15 protein-coding genes are annotated in these 16,848 nt (G+C 74.9%); 6 read left to right on the top strand and 9 right to left on the bottom strand.

The genetic code is table 11. The features are described from left to right. Positions 1–126 precede the first annotated feature (126 nt). On the bottom strand, positions 127–2,430 hold the full coding sequence (locus ACFVXG_RS38875) for a glycosyl hydrolase family 18 protein (RefSeq protein WP_387934772.1): 2,304 nt from the start codon (positions 2,428–2,430) through the stop codon (positions 127–129). Between the two features lie 170 nt (positions 2,431–2,600). Further along, a complete protein-coding gene (locus tag ACFVXG_RS38870) occupies positions 2,601–3,584 on the bottom strand; it encodes an ArsR/SmtB family transcription factor (RefSeq protein ID WP_387934770.1) in 984 nt (327 codons plus the stop codon). A 79-nt stretch (positions 3,585–3,663) separates the two neighbouring features. On the opposite strand from ACFVXG_RS38870, the gene ACFVXG_RS38865 reads away from it, so the two are divergent. After that, a complete protein-coding gene (locus tag ACFVXG_RS38865; RefSeq protein WP_387934768.1) occupies positions 3,664–5,052 on the top strand; it encodes an MFS transporter in 1,389 nt (462 codons plus the stop codon). Between the two features lie 31 nt (positions 5,053–5,083). Here the strand turns inward: ACFVXG_RS38865 and ACFVXG_RS38860 are convergent, their stop codons facing one another. After that, positions 5,084–5,512, bottom strand: a complete 429-nt coding sequence (locus ACFVXG_RS38860; RefSeq protein ID WP_387934766.1) for a RidA family protein — start codon at positions 5,510–5,512, stop codon at positions 5,084–5,086. Positions 5,513–5,588: 76 nt separating this feature from the next. Continuing rightward, complete coding sequence (locus tag ACFVXG_RS38855) at positions 5,589–6,386, bottom strand: ATP-grasp domain-containing protein (RefSeq protein WP_387934764.1); 798 nt, start codon at positions 6,384–6,386, stop codon at positions 5,589–5,591. 198 nt (positions 6,387–6,584) lie between these two features. Between ACFVXG_RS38855 and ACFVXG_RS38850 the strand changes: the two genes are divergently transcribed. Continuing rightward, positions 6,585–7,358, top strand: a complete 774-nt coding sequence (locus ACFVXG_RS38850) for an enoyl-CoA hydratase family protein (protein WP_387934762.1) — start codon at positions 6,585–6,587, stop codon at positions 7,356–7,358. Between the two features lie 62 nt (positions 7,359–7,420). Here ACFVXG_RS38850 and ACFVXG_RS38845 read toward each other — a convergent pair whose 3' ends face one another. Then, complete coding sequence (locus ACFVXG_RS38845) at positions 7,421–8,182, bottom strand: maleylpyruvate isomerase family mycothiol-dependent enzyme (protein WP_387934761.1); 762 nt, start codon at positions 8,180–8,182, stop codon at positions 7,421–7,423. A gap of 211 nt (positions 8,183–8,393) precedes the next feature. Between ACFVXG_RS38845 and ACFVXG_RS38840 the strand changes: the two genes are divergently transcribed. Next, on the top strand, positions 8,394–9,149 hold the full coding sequence (locus ACFVXG_RS38840) for an acyltransferase (protein WP_387934759.1): 756 nt from the start codon (positions 8,394–8,396) through the stop codon (positions 9,147–9,149). A gap of 109 nt (positions 9,150–9,258) precedes the next feature. On the opposite strand, the gene ACFVXG_RS38835 is transcribed toward ACFVXG_RS38840, so the two are convergent. Beyond that, positions 9,259–10,680 carry a PucR family transcriptional regulator gene (locus ACFVXG_RS38835; RefSeq protein ID WP_387934757.1) on the bottom strand — a complete coding sequence of 474 codons (1,422 nt, stop codon included), beginning with the start codon at positions 10,678–10,680 and terminating at the stop codon, positions 9,259–9,261. Between the two features lie 115 nt (positions 10,681–10,795). Between ACFVXG_RS38835 and ACFVXG_RS38830 the strand changes: the two genes are divergently transcribed. Further along, positions 10,796–11,755, top strand: a complete 960-nt coding sequence (locus ACFVXG_RS38830; RefSeq protein WP_387934755.1) for an esterase/lipase family protein — start codon at positions 10,796–10,798, stop codon at positions 11,753–11,755. Positions 11,756–11,817: 62 nt separating this feature from the next. On the opposite strand, the gene ACFVXG_RS38825 is transcribed toward ACFVXG_RS38830, so the two are convergent. Then, positions 11,818–12,420: a HutD family protein gene (locus tag ACFVXG_RS38825; RefSeq protein WP_387934753.1), complete on the bottom strand. Its 603-nt coding sequence runs from the start codon at positions 12,418–12,420 to the stop codon at positions 11,818–11,820. Between the two features lie 149 nt (positions 12,421–12,569). After that, positions 12,570–13,877 carry an MFS transporter gene (locus tag ACFVXG_RS38820; RefSeq protein WP_387934751.1) on the bottom strand — a complete coding sequence of 436 codons (1,308 nt, stop codon included), beginning with the start codon at positions 13,875–13,877 and terminating at the stop codon, positions 12,570–12,572. 116 nt (positions 13,878–13,993) lie between these two features. Here ACFVXG_RS38820 and ACFVXG_RS38815 point away from each other — a divergent pair, with 116 nt between their 5' ends. Further along, a complete protein-coding gene (locus ACFVXG_RS38815; protein ID WP_350508932.1) occupies positions 13,994–15,169 on the top strand; it encodes an ROK family protein in 1,176 nt (391 codons plus the stop codon). 124 nt (positions 15,170–15,293) lie between these two features. After that, positions 15,294–16,460 carry a PLP-dependent cysteine synthase family protein gene (locus ACFVXG_RS38810; RefSeq protein ID WP_387934749.1) on the top strand — a complete coding sequence of 389 codons (1,167 nt, stop codon included), beginning with the start codon at positions 15,294–15,296 and terminating at the stop codon, positions 16,458–16,460. Positions 16,461–16,525: 65 nt separating this feature from the next. On the opposite strand, the gene ACFVXG_RS38805 is transcribed toward ACFVXG_RS38810, so the two are convergent. Continuing rightward, positions 16,526–16,813, bottom strand: coding sequence for a DUF6191 domain-containing protein (locus ACFVXG_RS38805; protein ID WP_387934748.1), 288 nt, complete (start codon positions 16,811–16,813; stop codon positions 16,526–16,528). Positions 16,814–16,848 lie beyond the last annotated feature (35 nt).

The following is a 16,848-nucleotide window of genomic DNA, read 5'->3' as shown; positions in this document are numbered from 1 at the left end:
GCGACTCCCCCCCGGCCCCGCCCCACCTGTCGGGGGGCCGCCCCGCGCGCGGCCCCGCCGCCCCGGGCGGGGGCGGCCCCCCCCCCGGGGGGGGCGCCCCCGGCCCGGTTCGCGGTGCGGTGGCGGCTACTTGAGCCCGGTGTCGAGGGCCGACATCAGGGTGCCGGACGGGGTGTCGCCGGACATCTCCCAGATCATGCCGCCGAGCAGGTTCTTGGACTTGAGGTAGGCCGTCTTCCGGGCGATCGACCAGCTGTCGTCGAAGGTCCACCACTGGCCGTTCGCGCCCGTGTAGCCGTACGTGGCAACGGACTCGGGGTCGTGGTAGACGGTCAGGCCGGGCACGCCGGTGATCAGGTTCTGGTACCCGCGGGTGCCGGCCTCCTCGGCGAACTGGCCGGGCGCCGCGCCGTTCGCGGACTGCCAGGCGCCGTTGGCGCCGCCGTCCGCCACGCCCTGCCAGCCGCGCCCGTAGAACGGGAAGCCGATGGTCAGCTTGCGCGGGTTGACCCCGGCGCCGAGGTAGGTCTGGACGGCGGTGTCCACGCTGAAGTGGAAGGTGTACGGGTCGTTCGGGTCCGGGTAGAGGTTGGACGCCTGGCCGGTGCGGTTGGGCTCCCAGGAGTTGTCGCTGCCCGAGCCGTGGAAGTCGTAGCCCTGGACGTTGGCGATGTCGAGCGAGTCGAAGACCTTGGTGAGGTCCCAGCCGGCCGCGACCTTCGCCGGATCGGCCGGGGTGAAGGCGGTGAGCAGCTTGTGCGGGCCGCCCGATGCGTCGAGCTGCTTGCGGAATTCGGCCGCCAGTAGGGTCAGGTTCGCCTTGTCGTTCGCGCTCCAGTGGTTGCCCGGGTGGCCGTCGCCGGAGCCGGGCCACTCCCAGTCGAGGTCGATGCCGTCGAAGATCCCGGCCGCCGTGCCGTCACCGCCGGCGCCGTTGTAGGCGGGCAGGTTGCCCTTGATCCAGGTGTCGACGCAGGACTTGACGAACTTCTGCCGGGACGCGTCGGTGGCGGCGACGTCGGAGAAGTACTTGGAGTAGGTCCAGCCGCCGAGCGAGACGACCACCTTCAGGTTCGGGTACTTGGCCTTGAGCTTCTTCAACTGGTTGAAGTTGCCCCGGAGTTTGCCCCAGCCGTCGTCGGCCACGCCGTCCACCGACTGGTCGGCGCTCATCGGGCGGGCGTAGTCGGCGTCGGCGTCCCCGGCGCCGGTGCCCTGGTCCGGGTCCTCCGGGTCGGCGGTGGTGCCCTTGGTGACGCCCGCGAGGCAGGTCAGGTTGACCGGATCGATGTTCTCGAAGGCGTAGTTGACGATGTCGAGCTTGGCGGCGCTGCCCGAGGTGTCGAGGTTCTTGACGAAGTACTGGCGCCCGTAGATGCCCCACTGGACGAAGTAGCCGACCCGGGCGTACTTGCCGGCGCCGACGATGTCCGCAGTGGTCACCTTGAGCGGGGCGGAGGCGGGCGAAGTGTTGTCGGCGGGGTCGCGGGCCTGCACCGTGAAGGTGTAGGCGGTGGACGGCGAGAGGCCGCCGACGGCCGCGGTCAGGGTGCCGCCGTCGACCGTCGTGACCAGGGTGGCGCCCCGGTAGACGTCGTACGCGGCGACCCGGACGTTGTCGGTGGCGGCGTCCCAGGCGAGCGTCACGTCCGAGGAACCGACCGCCGTGGCACGGAGGTTGGCCGGTGCGGTCGGCGGGACGGTGTCCGTCGAGGGGTCGAAGGTGGCGGCCGTGACGGGCGCGCTGGGCGGGCCGGTGTTGCCGCGGCCGTCCTTGGCCCGGACGGTCAGGGTGTAGGTGGTGGCCGGGGTGAGCCCGGTGACCAGGGCGCCGGCGGTGGGGCTGGAGGCGAGCACGGTGGTGCCGCTGAGCACGTCGTAGGAGGCGACCGGGAAGTCCCCCGCGGTGGCGGCCGGCCAGCTCAGGGCGAGCGTGTGCGCGGTCGACCCGGTGACGGTGGGGGCGCCCGGTGCGGACGGCGGGACGTCCGCGGAGCCGTCGCACTTGTCGCCGTTGATGCGGCAGTTGAGCGGGGTGGAGACCGGGCCGGTGCCGACGAACCAGAAGCTGTACGGCTCGGTGGTGCTGTGGGCGTTGACGGTCGCGTTGTAGTACGCGGCGGTGGCGGTGACGTGCCGGCCGTTGACGGTCGCGGTGCCGTTGCTGCTGTTGCCGATGGTGACGCCGGCCGGGAGGTCGAAGTCCAGGGTCCAGCCGGTGACGGCGGTGGCGTTGTCGTTGTGGACGATGTACGTGCCCTGCCACCAGGAGCCGTTGTCGGCGGTGGTGAAGGTGGCGGTGAGCTTGCCGGCGGCGCTCGCGGGGGCGGCGAGCGCGGTCAGGGCGGCGAGCGGGAGGAGCAGGACGGACAGCAGCGCGAGCAGTCTGCCGCGCAGGCGTGGGCGTCCCGCCCGGGATCGAGCGGACATGGTTCTCCCTGTGGCTGTGGGGGTTGGACAGGGTGACGTAGAACCGGGGGTGATCCGTGGGCGATCGGTGCCCGCGCCGTGGGGAGGCGGGGCATGGGCACTGTAGGAGGACTGGACCAATGCGTCAACAGGTCTGTACCACTGGGGAGTTGGCGGAACGGCCGGGATGCTCACCTGCCGCCCGACAGCTCGTCGCCGAGCGCGCTGCGCCGGTAGAGCACCGAGCGGCCGTGCCGGGCCCGGGTGACCAGCCCGGTGGCCGCCAGGACGGACAGGTGCTGGCTGACCGCGCCCGGTGTGACGCCCAGCCGGTAGGCGAGCTCGGTGGTGGAGGCCGGCTCGGCGAGCAGCGAGAGCAGTCGGGCCTTCGGTGCGCCGACCAGCGCCTCCAGGGCGGCCGACGCCGCCGGGCTCGCGCCGCCCGTGCCCGCCTGCCCGCGCGCCGGGTAGGAGATCTGCGGCGCGCGGTCCTTGCCGATCATGGTGATCGCCCCGCGCACGAAGCAGGTCGGGCTGAGGACGAGCCCGCGCCCGTCCACGGCGGTCTCCACCTCCCCGTCCCCCCACGACCGGTCGATCGACAGCACACCGTCCGCCCAGTGCAGCCGGTGGTCCAGGTCCGCGAACAGTGCCGCCGCACCCTGCTGGGCGAGCACTCGCGCCCGGTACACCAGGTCGGCCTCCAGCACCGAGCGGGCCTGTGGCCACCAGGAGGGTGCCAGGCAGGCCTCCCAGTACTCCTCCAGGGCGTCGGTGATCCGGGCCAACAGCCGCTCCGGATCCGCCAGTCCGGAGGCGAGCAGGGCCGGCAGCGACGGCTCGTCCGGCAGGAAGGTCTGCTCCAGTTCGCCCCGCAGCAGCTCCGGTGGCAGGGCCCGGACGACGGCGAGCTCGGTGTGGAAGTCGGCCGCGGGTGCGGTCGGCCGGGGCGTGAGGAAGTCCGGTACGAAGCGGTTCCTGGCGACCAGGGAGAGCAGCAGCCGCTGGGATTCCAGCCGCTCGAAGGCGGGCCGGAGCTGCTCGAAGGCCCGGGTCTGGAGCGGGTAGACGCCCGGGTGGGTCCACATCCGCAGGCTGAGCACGGCCTCGTGGATCGGCGAGACGGCGAACCAGGTGGTGGCGAGGTCGGTCAGGCGGAGCGTGAAGCGGTACACGGCATCGTTCTCCTGCTGGGATTTAGCCAGAGCCTAAAGGAGTATCCGGCGCGGCCCGGTCGGGGGTGCAATCGACGGCATGACCACCACACCGGCGGAGTCCTCCGCACCTTCCTCCGCCGTGCCCGCGTCCGAGCGGGCCGGCCGCCTGCCGGACGTCCTCCGGCGCCGCCTGCACCCCGATCCGACGGTCCGTCGGCTGGCCGGGATCACCCTGGTCAACACGGTGGGCAACGGCCTCTCGCTGTCCGTCGCGGTGCTGTTCTTCACCCGGGTGCTCGGGCTGAGCGCCGCCCAGCTGGGGTTCGGGATGACGGCCGCCGGCCTGTGCGGGGTCGCGGCCAGCGTGCCGGCCGGCCGGGCCGCCGACCGCTGGGGCGCCCGGCGAGTGCTGGTGGTGCTGGTCACGGTCGAGGCGGTGGGCTCCGCCGGGTACGCGCTGGTGCACAGCTACCCGGCGTTCGTCCTCCTGGCCTGCGCCGTCTCCGCCGTCGACCGGGGCGCGTCCGCCGTGCGGAACGCGCTCTACGCCCAGGTGCTGCCCGCCGACCGCCGGGTGGCCGGCCGGGCGCACCTGCGGGTGGTGACCAACATCGGCATCTGCCTGGGGACGGGGCTCGGCGCGATCGCGCTCCAGCTCGACACCCGGCCGGTCTACCTGGCCGCGATCCTGGCCAACTCCGTCTCGTACGTGGCCGTCGCGCTGCTGATGCACCGGCTGCCGGTGGCGCCGGGTACGGAGCCGGGCGCGCCCCCGGCCGGGCCCTCCGGCGCGCCCTCCGCCGTCCCCTCGGCGGGGTCCGGCACGGCGAACCCCGCGGACCCCGGCGGCAAGGGCGTCAGGCAGGGCCGGCGGGGCAACCCGGCGCTGCGCGACGGCCCGTTCCTGGCCGTGACGGCGCTGTGCTCCGTCCTCGGCCTGCAGTTCGCCGTCCTGGAGGTGGGCGTCCCGCTGTGGATCGTCCAGCAGACCGACGCACCGCGGATCACCGTCGCCGGTGCCTACATCGTCAACACCCTGATGGTGATCGCCCTCCAGGTACGGGCCACCCGGGGCACCGAGGAGCGGACGGCCGCCGCCCGGGCCTGTCGGCGCGCCGGGCTGGTGCTGGCCGCCTCGTGTCTGGTCATCGCCCTCGCGCACGGACTGCCCGGGATCCTCGCCGCCGCCGTGGCGCTCGTCGGGGTCGGGCTGCAGTCGCTCGCCGAGGTGATGGGCCAGGCGGGCGGCTGGGCGCTGAGCTACGACCTCGCGGGCGAACACGAACACGGCGCCTACCAGGGGGTGTTCAACGCGGGCTCGGCGGCCGCGTCGATGGCGGGCCCGGCGGTGGTCAGCACGGCGGTGATCGGCTTCGGCGTGTTCGGGTGGGCCGTGCTGGGCGCGGTGCTGGTGGCGGCGGGCCTGGCGATGGGGCCCGCCGTCCGGTGGGCCGGACGGCGGGACGGGCGGCTCCGGGTGGCGTGAGGCGTCGCTGCTCCGCTACTGCGTTGCTGCGTTACTCCGCTACTGCGTTGCTCCGCTGCTCCCGGACGATCGCCATCGCCTCGATCTCGATCAGCACGTCGGGCCGGAACAGGGCCGCGACCTGCATCGCGGAGGCGGCCGGGAGCGGCAGGTCGCCCAGGTACTCGTTGCGGGCCTCCCGGATCGCCGCGAGGTGGGCGATGTCGGTCATGAAGAAGGTGAACTTGACGACGTCCGAGAAGTCGGCGCCGGCGGCGGCCAGGCAGCGGCGCAGGTTCTCGAAGACCTGCCGCGCCTGGGCCTTCGGGTCGCCCGCGCCGACCAGGTTCCGCTGCTCGTCGAAGGCGACCTGCCCGGAGACCTGGACCAGCCGGCCGGTGCCGGTGACGACGTGGGTGTAGCCCGTCCCGGGGGCGACGCCGGGCGGCTCGGTGATGTGGGTGAGGTGCGTGGTGGTCATGGTGCCCGATCGTGCGCCACCGTGCGCCGGGACCGCAAGCGGTGGCCCCCGCCGCCCCGCCCCGCCAACCCGGCCTTCAGCGCACCACTTCGGGCAGTTCGCGCAGGAACGGCCGGTCGGCTGTGGGCAGTTGGGCGGCGGGGCCGGAGGAGCGCAGCACCACGTCCAGGACGTCGTCCGGCTCGGCGGCGTAACCGCCGCTGGCCCAGGCCGCGTTGGCCTCGACCACCGCCCAGCCGCCGTCCGTCCGTCCGACGTCCACCACCACCGCGCTCGGCAGCGGGGCCCGCTCGGCCGAGGCGGCCAGCACGTCGCGGGCGAAGGCGAGCACCTCGGCGCCGTCCGGGCCGAGCGGTGCGACGGAGAGGTCGCCGTCCACCGCGTAGCGCGAGCCCGTCCGCACCGCGCCGTCCAGGACGAACAGCCGGTACTCCGCGCGGAACCGCACCACCTCGCTCACCAGCACCGGGGTGTCGCCGTCCAGCAGCTCGGGCCCGGGCAGCGCGCCGCCGTCGGGGTAGACCCGGGCGGCGAACAGCTTGTCCGCGGGCGGCTTCACGAAGGCCGGGCCGCGCAGCGTACGGGCCTCGGCGAGGGTGGTCGCGGACACCCGCCGGCCGGTCAGCGCGAGCGGCAGCCGGGCCAACCAGTCCTCGGCCGGCTCCAGCAGGGCGAGGCCGAGCTCCCGGCCGACCGCGTCGGCGAACAGCGGCCCGCCGTACACGTGCACCGCGGCGCCGAGCAGCTCGCCCGGGGCCTGCCAGGAGGCGGCGGTGTGCGCGCGCAGGCCGCGCAGCCCGGCGGCGGTGCGCAGCTGGAGGCCGGTCTCGTTGATGCGCGGGGCGAGCAGCAGGACCGCGGGGTCGGTGGTCATGGCGCCCATGCTGCCGGGTCGGCGAGCACCGTCACCAGCGGTTTTCGGCCCGGCCGACGGACGGTGGGGGCCGGTGGACGGAGGTCGGCTCTGGCCGAGGGGCGGGTGGGCGTGCCAGAGTCGTGCGGGCGCGCTCCGGGCACCCCGGACCGCGCCCGCAGTCCGACCCACCCTCAGCCGGAAGGCAGGCCCACGCCGATGACCAGCGCAGAGCCCCTCGTCCGCGTCACCACCGCGGACGCCGTCACCACGCTCACCCTCGACTCGCCGCACAACCGCAACGCGCTCTCCTCGCGCCTGATGTCCGAGCTGCACGCCGGACTGGCGGTGGCCGCGGCGGACCGGGACGTCCGCGCGGTGGTGCTCACCCACACCGGCAAGGTGTTCTGCGCGGGCGCGGACCTCTCCGAGGCGACCGGCGCGGACCCGACGGTGGGCCCGCGCGGCCTGGTCGAGCTGCAGAAGGCGATCGTGGACTGCACCAAGCCGGTGATCGCGGTGGTCGACGGGCACGCCCGGGCCGGCGGCCTGGGCCTGATCGGTGCGGCGGACCTCGCCGTCGCCGGACCGGCCGCGACCTTCGCCTTCACCGAGGTCCGGCTCGGCCTGGCGCCGGCCGTCATCTCGCTGCCGCTGCGCCCCAAGCTGGAGCCGCGCGCCGCCGCCCGCTACTACCTCACCGGCGAGGTCTTCGACGCGGCCGAGGCGGCCCGGATCGGTCTGATCACCCGGGCGGCCGAGTCCAGCGAGGACACCGGGGTGGTGCTGAAGGGCCTGCTGGACGCGCTGCGCCAGGGCTCGCCGCAGGGGCTGGCGGAGTCGAAGCGGCTGGCCAACGCCGAGGTGGCGCGGTCCTTCCAGCGGGACGCGGACGAGCTGGTGCAGCTGTCGGCGCGGCTGTTCGGGTCGGTGGAGGCGCAGGAGGGGATGCGGTCGTTCCTGGAGAAGCGGCCGGCTGCCTGGGTGCGCTGAACCGCCCGGCCGGCCCGCCCACCTCATGGGCGGGCCGGCCGGCCGCGGTCAGAGTGCCGCGGTCAGAGTGCCGCGGTGGTCCGCCAGTGGTCGAACAGGTCCAGGTCGCCGCTGAGCTCGACCTGCCCGGCCCGTTCGACGGTCAGCCGGTTCCAGAGCAGTGGGTAGAGCTCGGCCGCCGGGCCGGTGACGGTCAGGTCGGCGGGCTCGGGGCGCTCCTCCGTGGTGACGGTGAGCGGCTCCTGGGAGAGCGTCAGGTGCCAGGAGTCCGGGCCGTCGGTCGGCCGGATCCGGATGGTGCGCGGCTGGTCGCTGTGCACCTTCGGCCGGCCGTGGAGCATGAATCCGCGCAGCAGCTCGTCGATGCCGTCCAGGGCGAGCGCGCCGTCCACGGTCGGGCCGGGCGAACCGGCCGCCGCGTCGGCGTCGAAGCGGTGGACGGCGGTCTCGTGCGCCTGGCGCCGGGCCCAGAAGGCCAGCGGGCTCGGTGCGGGCAGGAAGCTCCAGCACTCGACGTCGGCCGGGGCCTCGGACAGGACCGTCACCAGCGCGGCGTGGCCCTCACGGAACCAGTCGAGCAGCGCGGCGTCGGACGGGTCCGGGCCGATGACGGCCTGTCGGGCCGCGTCCTCCGGCGGTGCGGTCAGGCCCTTCGCCGGGAAGGCGGCGGCCCAGCGGTGGACCTGGCCGATGTGGCGCAGCAGGTCGCCCAACTGCCAGTCCGGGCAGGTCGGGACGGGGGCGGTGAGGTCGGCGCGGGCGGCGGCGTCGGCCAGCAGGGTGCCCTCGTGGCGCACTGCTTCGATGTGCTCGATGATCTTCATGGGACGGAGTCTTCCACTGTCGTCCGATATCGGTGGCGGAATTCGGACGGCCGCGGGGGCCGGTGCGGCCGGGGCGTGGCCGGGGCGCGGAAAGGCCTCGGTGGGGACTCGGTGGGGACGGCCCGGGGTGGTGCGGACGGGGGCGGTGGGGCGGGTGTGATGTCGGCCTCCCGGCCGACGGGCGGACGCTACGGGCCGGTAACGTGAGCGCATGCCGATAACCCGTTCCCTCCTCTCCGCCGTCCGGGCCGGTGGCCGCCGGGCCGCCGGACGCCTCGTCCACCGGGGCTGGCGCTGGATGCAGCGGACCGGCGCGGTCAGCAACCGGAACCCGGGCCCGTACCGGTTCGGCGAGCTGGGCGACGGCACCACCCTCGCGTTCCCGCTCGGGGCGGTGTTCAACGAGCGGTGGATCACCATCGGGCCGTTCTCGATCATCGGTGAGCGGGTCACCATCAGCGCGGGCTTCCTGCCCGGCCTCGACCTCGGGCCGGAGCCGATCGTGCGGATCGGCGGCGGCTGCGTGATCGGCCGGGACAGCCACATCGTCGGCCACCAGTCGATCGTGATCGGCGACGACGTCTGGACCGGCCCCGGGGTGTACGTCAGCGACCAGGCCCACGAGTACCGGGACACCGAGCTGCCGATCGGCAAGCAGTGGCCGCGCAACGAGCCGGTGGAGATCGGCGCGGGCAGCTGGATCGGCACCGGCGCGGTGATCATGCCGGGGGCGCGGATCGGCCGCAACGTGGTGGTCGCGGCGGGCGCGGTGGTGCGCGGCGAGGTGCCCGACCACAGCGTGGTCGCCGGGGCCCCGGCCAAGGTGGTCCGGCGGTGGACCGAGGAGGAGGGCTGGCAGCCGCCGCTGCGCCACGAACCGCCCAGCCCGGTGCCGGACGGGGTGACGGCGGAGCAGCTGCGGGCCCTGGTCGGGTGGGACCTGCGGCTGCCGGGGGAGCGGGACTGACGGCCGTTCCGTGAACTCCTGGGTGATCGCCCACAGCAACCTGAACTGCTGAGCGCCACCCGGCACCGACGCCCGCGCCACCGAGTCTTCGGTGGCGCGGGCGTCCGCCTCACAACCGGCGTGCGGGGTCCGGCTGTTCGGCGGTCCGCGCGGCGATGGCGGCGGTGATCCGCAGGACGTCGGCCGGGCGCGCCGGGTCCAGACCGGTCAGGACGGCGATTCGGCGCAGCCGGTAGTCGACGGTGTTCGGGTGCAGGTGCAGGGCGCTCGCGGTGTGCCGGCGGTTGAGGCCGCCGGCCAGGTGGGTGCGCAGGGTGGTGAGCAACTCCCCGCCGTCGGTGAGCGGTTCGAGCAGCGCGGCGAGCCGGGCGCGGGCCTGGCTGGGCCGGGTGAGCTGGTACTCCAGCAGCACGTCGTCCAGCCGGTGCAGCCCGGGCGGGCGGCCGAACGCCCGGGCGACGTCCAGGACTTCGTAGGCGAGGGCGGCGGCGTCCGGCACCTCCGCCGGCACCGCGGCGGCCGCCCCGGCCAGGACGGGCACGCCCGCGGCGCGGGCGGCGGCGGCGAGGGTGGCGGCGAGCAGCGGCCAGGCCGTCTCATCACCGTCGCGGTCGGTGCGGTCGGTGCGGTCGGTCGACTCGCCGGCCCGGTCCGGCGGGGTCGGCAGCGGGACGAGCAGCAGGCCGCCCGAGGGGGTGAGCGCGGAGAGCGCCGACCGCCGTGTTCTGTGGTCGAGTTCGGCGCCGAAGCGGCGCAGTTTGCGGCGGGCGGCGACGGCCGGGTCGATGCCGGGGGAGTGTTCGTCCGGGTGGTCGGCGAGGGACAGGCACAGCACGGCGTAGCCGGGCGGCAGTTCGGTGCCGGCCCGGGCGGCGGCCTCCTCGGCGGGGGTGCCGGCGAGCAGCGCGGTGAGCAGGGACTGCCGGGCGGTGGAGCTCCGGTCGCCGGCCGAGCGCTGCCCGTCCAGGTAGCCGGCGCCGGCGGCGGTGGTGGCCCGGCGGAGCTGGTCGAGCAGCAGGCGGTTGAGTACCAGCAGGTCGGCGGCGTCCCCGGCGTGGGCGTCCCGGGTGACGAACTCCCAGCAGACCTCCAGCCCGAGGTGGTGGGCGAGCAGGACGGCGTCCAGCGGCAGGCCCTCCTCGGCGCGGCGCGCGGCGGCCTCCCGTACGGCGGTGAACTCCTCGGCGGGGGCGGGGAGTCCGGTGCGGACGGCGTGCGCGAGGCCGCGGATGCGGCGCTCGGTGTCCCGGGTGAGCTCGCCGGTGAGCTGCTCGCGCGGGAGGCGGTGGTAGACCGGCACCCGCTCCAGCAGGGCGGCGACCACGGTGGCGGCCAACTCGCGGACGCCGCTGAGGAGTCGCTGGTCGGCCGGGAGGCCGCCGATCACCGGGACGTGCCACGGCGAGGGGTGCCCGGCGGTCTCCGCGGGGGTGTCGGCGGCCCGGTGCGCGAGCGCGTCGGCGGGCAGCTGCGCGGGGGTGTCGGCGGGGCGGCCGGTGGGGCTGCAGTGGGGTGCGTTGTGACCGGTCACAGGGAAACACCGTCCAGGTCTGGGGGACGCCCAAGGGCCGGGCCGGAGGGGCGACCGCATCATTGAGCCACTCGAGTTACCTGTTGGTAACAAACTTCGGCCGTGGAGGCAACAGTTGAGAACCCCACTTCTCCGCTTCTCCGCAAGTCCCGTGCGCCGTCGGCTCGGCGGAGCCCTCGGCGCGACCGTCCTGGCGGGCGCGCTGCTGGTCGGCGCCGCCGCGGCCCCCGCCGCGGCGGGCCCGGTCGTCGCCACCCGGGCCGTCGCCGCGGCCGCACTCCCGCCCGACGGCGACTCGGTGGCCTCGCCGCCCGGCGCCAACGACTGGAGCTGCCGGCCGTCCGCCGCGCACCCCGACCCGGTGGTGCTGGTACACGGCACCTTCGCCAACCGCTACGAGAACTGGCTGGCGCTCTCCCCGCTGCTCAAGGGCCTCGGGTACTGCGTCTTCGCGCTCGACTACGGCACCGTCCCGGGCGTCACCTCCACCGGCAGCGGTCTGCTGCTGCCGATCGGCGGCCTCGGGCCGGTGCCCGCCTCGGCGGCCCAACTCGCCCACTTCGTCGACCTGGTGAGGTCCGCGACCGGGGCGGCGAAGGTCGACATCGTCGGGCACTCGCAGGGCGGCATGCTGCCGAACTACTACCTGAAGTTCCTCGGCGGGGCCTCGAAGGTGGACAAGCTGATCGGCCTGGCGCCGTCCAACCACGGCACGACCCTCGACGGGATCACCAAGCTGGCGCCGTACTTCCCCGGGGCGGCCGACCTGATCTACACCGTCTGCCAGGCCTGCCGCGACCAGGCGGTGGGCTCCGACTTCAACGCCGCCATGGCCGCCCGGCCGGACACCGTGCCGGGCGTGCACTACACGGTGATCTCCACCGTGTACGACGAGGTCGTCACCCCGTGGCGGACCCAGTTCCTGACCGGGCCGGCCGTCGACAACGAGGTGCTGCAGGACCACTGCCCGGTCACGCTCGCCGAGCACGTCGCCATCGCGTTCTCGCCGACGGCGCTGCACCTGGTGACCGACGCCCTGGACCCGGCGCACGCCACGCCGGTGTTCTGCGGCTGACGTCACCGGTGCCGCGGCCGCCCGTGCCCCCGTCGGAACCGGGGGCACGGGCGGAGCGTCGCTCAGCGGGCGGCGGTAGGGGCAGCGGTAGGGGCGGCGGTACGGAAGGTGATCGCGGCGGTGACGCCCTCGGGCCGCAGCTCGTGGGCGCCCGGCGTGTCGAGCAACGCGGCGTCGTAGCGGGCCAGTTCGGTGTCGCCGTCGACGGTGGCCGACCCGGCCAGGCAGACCAGCAGGACGGTCGCGGCCGACGGGACCGGGACGGTGCCGGGCCCGGTCAGGAGCTCCACGACGGCCCCGACCCGGCCGCGGCGGGTCATCACGTTGAAGTCCACCACCGGACCGCCGAGCAGCCGGCAGTCCGTCCCGGCGTCGCCGGAGAAGGCGAAGGGGCGGAACGGGGCGTCGACCGGCTGCTCGACGCCGTCCACGGTGAGCGCCATGCCCGCGCCCTCGACCAGGGTGATCACCCGGTCGATCCCGGGGAACGGCGAGAACGGGCCGGCCGAGGCGACGTCGGCGAGGCTCACCCGCCAGTCGAAGTCGTTCAGCCCGGCCCCGGCGGGGAACCCGGCGACCTCCCTGGTCACCCCGCCCCCGTTGAGCCACGGGGTGGCCGGGCGCTCGCTCGCCCGCAGTACCTGGATGCCTCCGGTGGTGGTCATGGGGCCGCATCCTGCCACTTCGGGGCGCCGCCGTCACCGGCCCGCAGGCCCGCGGGTCGGAGCGGGGGTGGATGACAGATAACAGCAAACAGATAACAGATGATGAAAGTTGTCATCTGTTATCTGTCGCCTGTCATCCGTCATGCCCGTCACCGCCGTCCGACCGTCAGCGGCAGCAGGGCCGCCGCGGTGGCCGCGACCGCGACGGTGGTCAGCGACAGCGGCAGCCCGACCGCGTCGGCGAGGAACCCGATCACCACCGGCCCGATCAGCATCCCGCCGTACCCGAGCGTCGAGGCGAGCGCGACGCCCTGCGGCCCGCCCGCCGCACCGGCGCGCGCGATGGCGAGCGGGAACAGGTTCGCCAGCCCGAGGCCGGCCAGGACGAACCCGCCGATGGCCGCCGGCACCGACGGGGCCAGCGCGGCGAGCAGCATGCCGGCCGCCGCGGTGAGTCCGCCGAGCAGCATCAGCCGGTTCTGGCCCAGCCGGATGGACAGCCAGGTGCCGCCCACCCGTCCGCTGGTCATGGCGAAGGCGTAGGCGGCGTACCCGGCGGCGGCCGTCCCCGCGCTCGCGTGGACGTCGTCGGTGAGGTGGAGGGTGGTCCAGTCGGCGATCGCGCCCTCGCCGTACGCCGTGCACAGCGCGGTGAGGCCGAGCAGCAGGACCAGCAGTCGGACGGGCGCCCCGGTCGGCGCGGCGGCGGTCGGGCCGGTGGCGGTCGGAGCAGCGGCGGTCGGAGCAGCGGTGGTCGAGTCGGTGGTGGTCGGGTCCCCGGCGGTCGGGCCGCCGGAGCGCTCCGGCGCGACCATCGGTGCCGCCGGGCTGCGCAGCAGGACGACGCCCGCGCCGACGGTGACGGCGAGCCCCAGCAGTCCGCCGAGCGCGAGCGCCCACGCGGTGGTGAGCCGGTCGGCGAGCAGCCCGCCGAAGCCCGCGCCGAGCAGCCCGCCCAGGCTGTACCCGGCGTGGAAGCTGGGCATGACGGGCCGGCGCAGCTGGGCGACCAGGTCGACGGCGGCGCTGTTCATGGCGACGTTGGCGCCGCCGTACCCGGCGCCGAACAGCAGCAGCACGCCGCCGAGGGAGAGCACCGAGTGGGCGTGCGCGGGCAGCGGGACGGCGAGGCTGAGCAGGGCGAGCGAGCCGACGGTGACCGGTCGCGAGCCGTAGCGCAGGCAGAGCCGGCCGACCAGCGGCATGGTCAGGACGGCGCCGGCGGACAGGCAGAGCAGCGCCAGGCCGAGGGCGCTGTGGGTGGCGCTGACCTGGCTGCGGACGTCCGGGATGCGGACGACCCAGGCGGCGAACAGGAAGCCGTCGACGGCGAAGAAGGCGGTGAGCGCGAGCCGTGCGGGGCCCCAGGGTCTGTCCGCGACCGGGGGTGTGCTGCGAGACTGGTGGGAGGACGGGTCGGCGTGGCGGTGGGAACGGATTTTGTTTCGAAGCGGCACAAAGTCACAATAGGGGCGTGCAGCTCTCACCATCAAGCCCGCGGCCCCGCTCCGGGGCCGACTCCGACGCGCAGCGTGATGCCCACCGCCGCGCGGCCCCCGACCGCGGTCGGACGCTGCTCGGCCCCGCGCTCTCGCTCATCCACACCGGTCAGACGCCCACCCGGTCCGCGCTCACCCGCGCGCTGGACGTCACCCGGGCCACCGCCGGCGCGGTCACGGCCGAACTGGAGGCGCTCGGTCTGATCACCGTCGACTCCCGCCCGGCCGGCGGCGGCCGCGGCCGCCCCTCGCACCGGCTGGCGATCGACCCGCGCGGCCCGGTCGTGGTCGCCGGCCAGATCCACGCCGACGGGCTGAGCGTCACCCTGGCCGGCCTCGGCGGACTGCTCGACCCGCCCGTCCACCTGCCGCTGCCCGCTGCCACCGACCCGGTCCGGATGCTGCGCGCCGTCGCCCAGGCCGGTGCCGAGCTGGCCCGCGCGACCGATCGCCGCTGCCTGGCGGCCGCGCTCGCGCTGCCCAACCCGGTCACCGAGCCGGACGGCACCGCGCTCGCCGCGCTGCACTTCGCCTGGCCCAGCGGCACCCCGGTCGCCGACCTGTACGACGTCGAGGTCGGCCGCGCCGACCACGGCCCGAAGGCCGTGCACCCGCTGCCCACCGCCATCGCCAACGATGCCAACCTCGCCGCCCTCGCCGAGTACCGGCACGGCGCCGGGCGCGGTGCCCGGCACCTGCTCTTCGTCACCTCCGGCCACCGCGGCGTCGGCGGCGCGCTGGTGATCGACGGGCACCTGCACACCGGCAGCGCCGGGCTCGCCCTGGAGGTCGGCCACCTCACCGTCGACCCGCAGGGCCGCCCCTGCGCCTGCGGCAACCGGGGCTGCCTCAACGCCGAGACCGACCCCGACGCGCTGTTCGCCGCCGCCGGCCGCACCCCGGAGCCGGGTCGCCCGCTGCTCGACCAGGCGCGTGAGCTGTGCTGGGCGGCCGCGACCGACGAGCGGGCGCGGGCCGCGGTGGAGCACGTGATCGACCGGCTCGGGCTCGGACTGGCCGGGGTCGCCAACATCCTCAACCCGGACCGGGTGGTGCTCAGCGGCCTCCACCTCGACCTCCTGGAGGCCGCCCCCGACCGGCTGCGCGCGGTGGTCGCCGACCGCAGCCTGTGGGGGCGCAGCGGTCGGGTGCCGATCGTCGGCGCCGAGCTGGCGCACGGCGCGCTCGCGGGCGCGGCCGAACTCGGTTGGGGGCCGTACCTGGCGGACCCGCAGTCGGTGCCGGTGTAGCGCCGGATCCGGTCCTGCCGGAGGGGCAATAAGCGGAAGCTGGATCTCCGAAAACGGTCACTTATCGTGACCCTCGTACACTCGTAGTGAGCAGCGGGGGGGCCGCAACGAGGGAGTAGTGACCATGAGCACCCAGTCCGGTGGGACTGCCGGCACCGAGTCGACCGCAGGCACCGCGCCCGCCGTCGGCATCGAGCCGACCGTCGACGTCGACCGCTCCGACGCGCAGTACCGCGCCTGGCTGAAGGAAGCGGTCCGCAAGGTCCACGCCGACGCCAACCGCTCCGCCGACACCCACCTGCTGCGCTTCCCGCTGCCCGCCGAGTGGGGGATCGACCTCTACCTCAAGGACGAGTCCACCCACCCGACCGGCTCGCTCAAGCACCGCCTGGCCCGCTCGCTCTTCCTCTACGGGCTCTGCAACGGCTGGATCCGCCCCGGCAAGCCGGTGATCGAGGCCTCCAGCGGCTCCACCGCCGTCTCCGAGGCGTACTTCGCCCAGCTCATCGGGGTGCCGTTCATCGCCGTCATGGCCAAGAGCACCAGCCAGGCCAAGATCGACCTGATCCAGTTCCACGGCGGCGAGTGCCACCTGGTCGAGCGCTCGGACGAGGTGTACGAGGCCTCCGCGCGGCTCGCCGAGGAGACCGGCGGGCACTACATGGACCAGTTCACCTACGCCGAGCGGGCCACCGACTGGCGCGGCAACAACAACATCGCCGAGTCGGTCTTCGCCCAGCTGCGCCTGGAGCCGCACCCCGAACCGGCCTGGATCGTCGCCACCGCCGGGACGGGCGGCACCTCGGCGACCATCGCCCGGTTCGTGCACTACATGCAGTACGACACCCGGATCTGCGTCGCGGACCCGGAGAACTCCTGCTTCTTCGAGGGCTGGGTGAACCACGACCCGGAGGCCGTCTGCGGGAGCGGCTCCCGGATCGAGGGCATCGGACGGCCCCGGATGGAGCCGAGCTTCGTGCCGGGGGCGGTCGACCGGATGATGAAGGTGCCGGACGCCGCCTCGATCGCCGCGGTGCGGGTGCTGGAGCAGGTGCTCGGCAAGAAGGCCGGGGCCTCCACCGGGACGGGGCTGTGGAGCGCGCTGCGGATCGTCGCCGAGATGCGGGCGGCCGGCCGTACCGGCAGCGTGGTCAGCCTGATCTGCGACCCGGGGGACCGCTACCTGGACAAGTACTACTCGGACGACTGGCTGGCCGGCGAGCGGATCGACATCGCGCCGTACCGCTCCGCGATGGAGTCCTTCCTGGCGGGCGGCGCCTGGACGGGCTGACGCCCCGAGGGGGGCGGGGTGCCGGTCGACACGTGCGGCTCGTCACCCGCCCCGCCCCCGCCGGATCACCGCCTGATCACCGCCCGGCCGCCCGCGAGGTCGATCCCGGTGCGCTTCGGCGCACCGTCGTGCTCGTCGTCCCGCAGCACCAGCTCGACCCGCCGCTGCTCCAACTGCACCCGCTTGCTCGGATAGAGCAGCGCGTGCAGCTCCTCCGTCGCGGTCGCGCCGGCGCCGCGCCCGCCCGCCGCGGAGTGCCGGGTGCGCAGCCGCCGCACCACCGCGCCGAGGAAGAACAGCACCACCAGCCCGGCCGGTAACAGCAGTCCGCCCGCGGCACCCGTCAGTAGCATTCCCATGCCCCGCCCAACGCCCCGCCACCGCCGGG

Source organism: Kitasatospora sp. NPDC058162 (assembly GCF_042884005.1).
GTDB lineage: Bacteria > Actinomycetota > Actinomycetes > Streptomycetales > Streptomycetaceae > Kitasatospora.
This window is presented reverse-complemented; position numbering and strand designations above follow the sequence as displayed.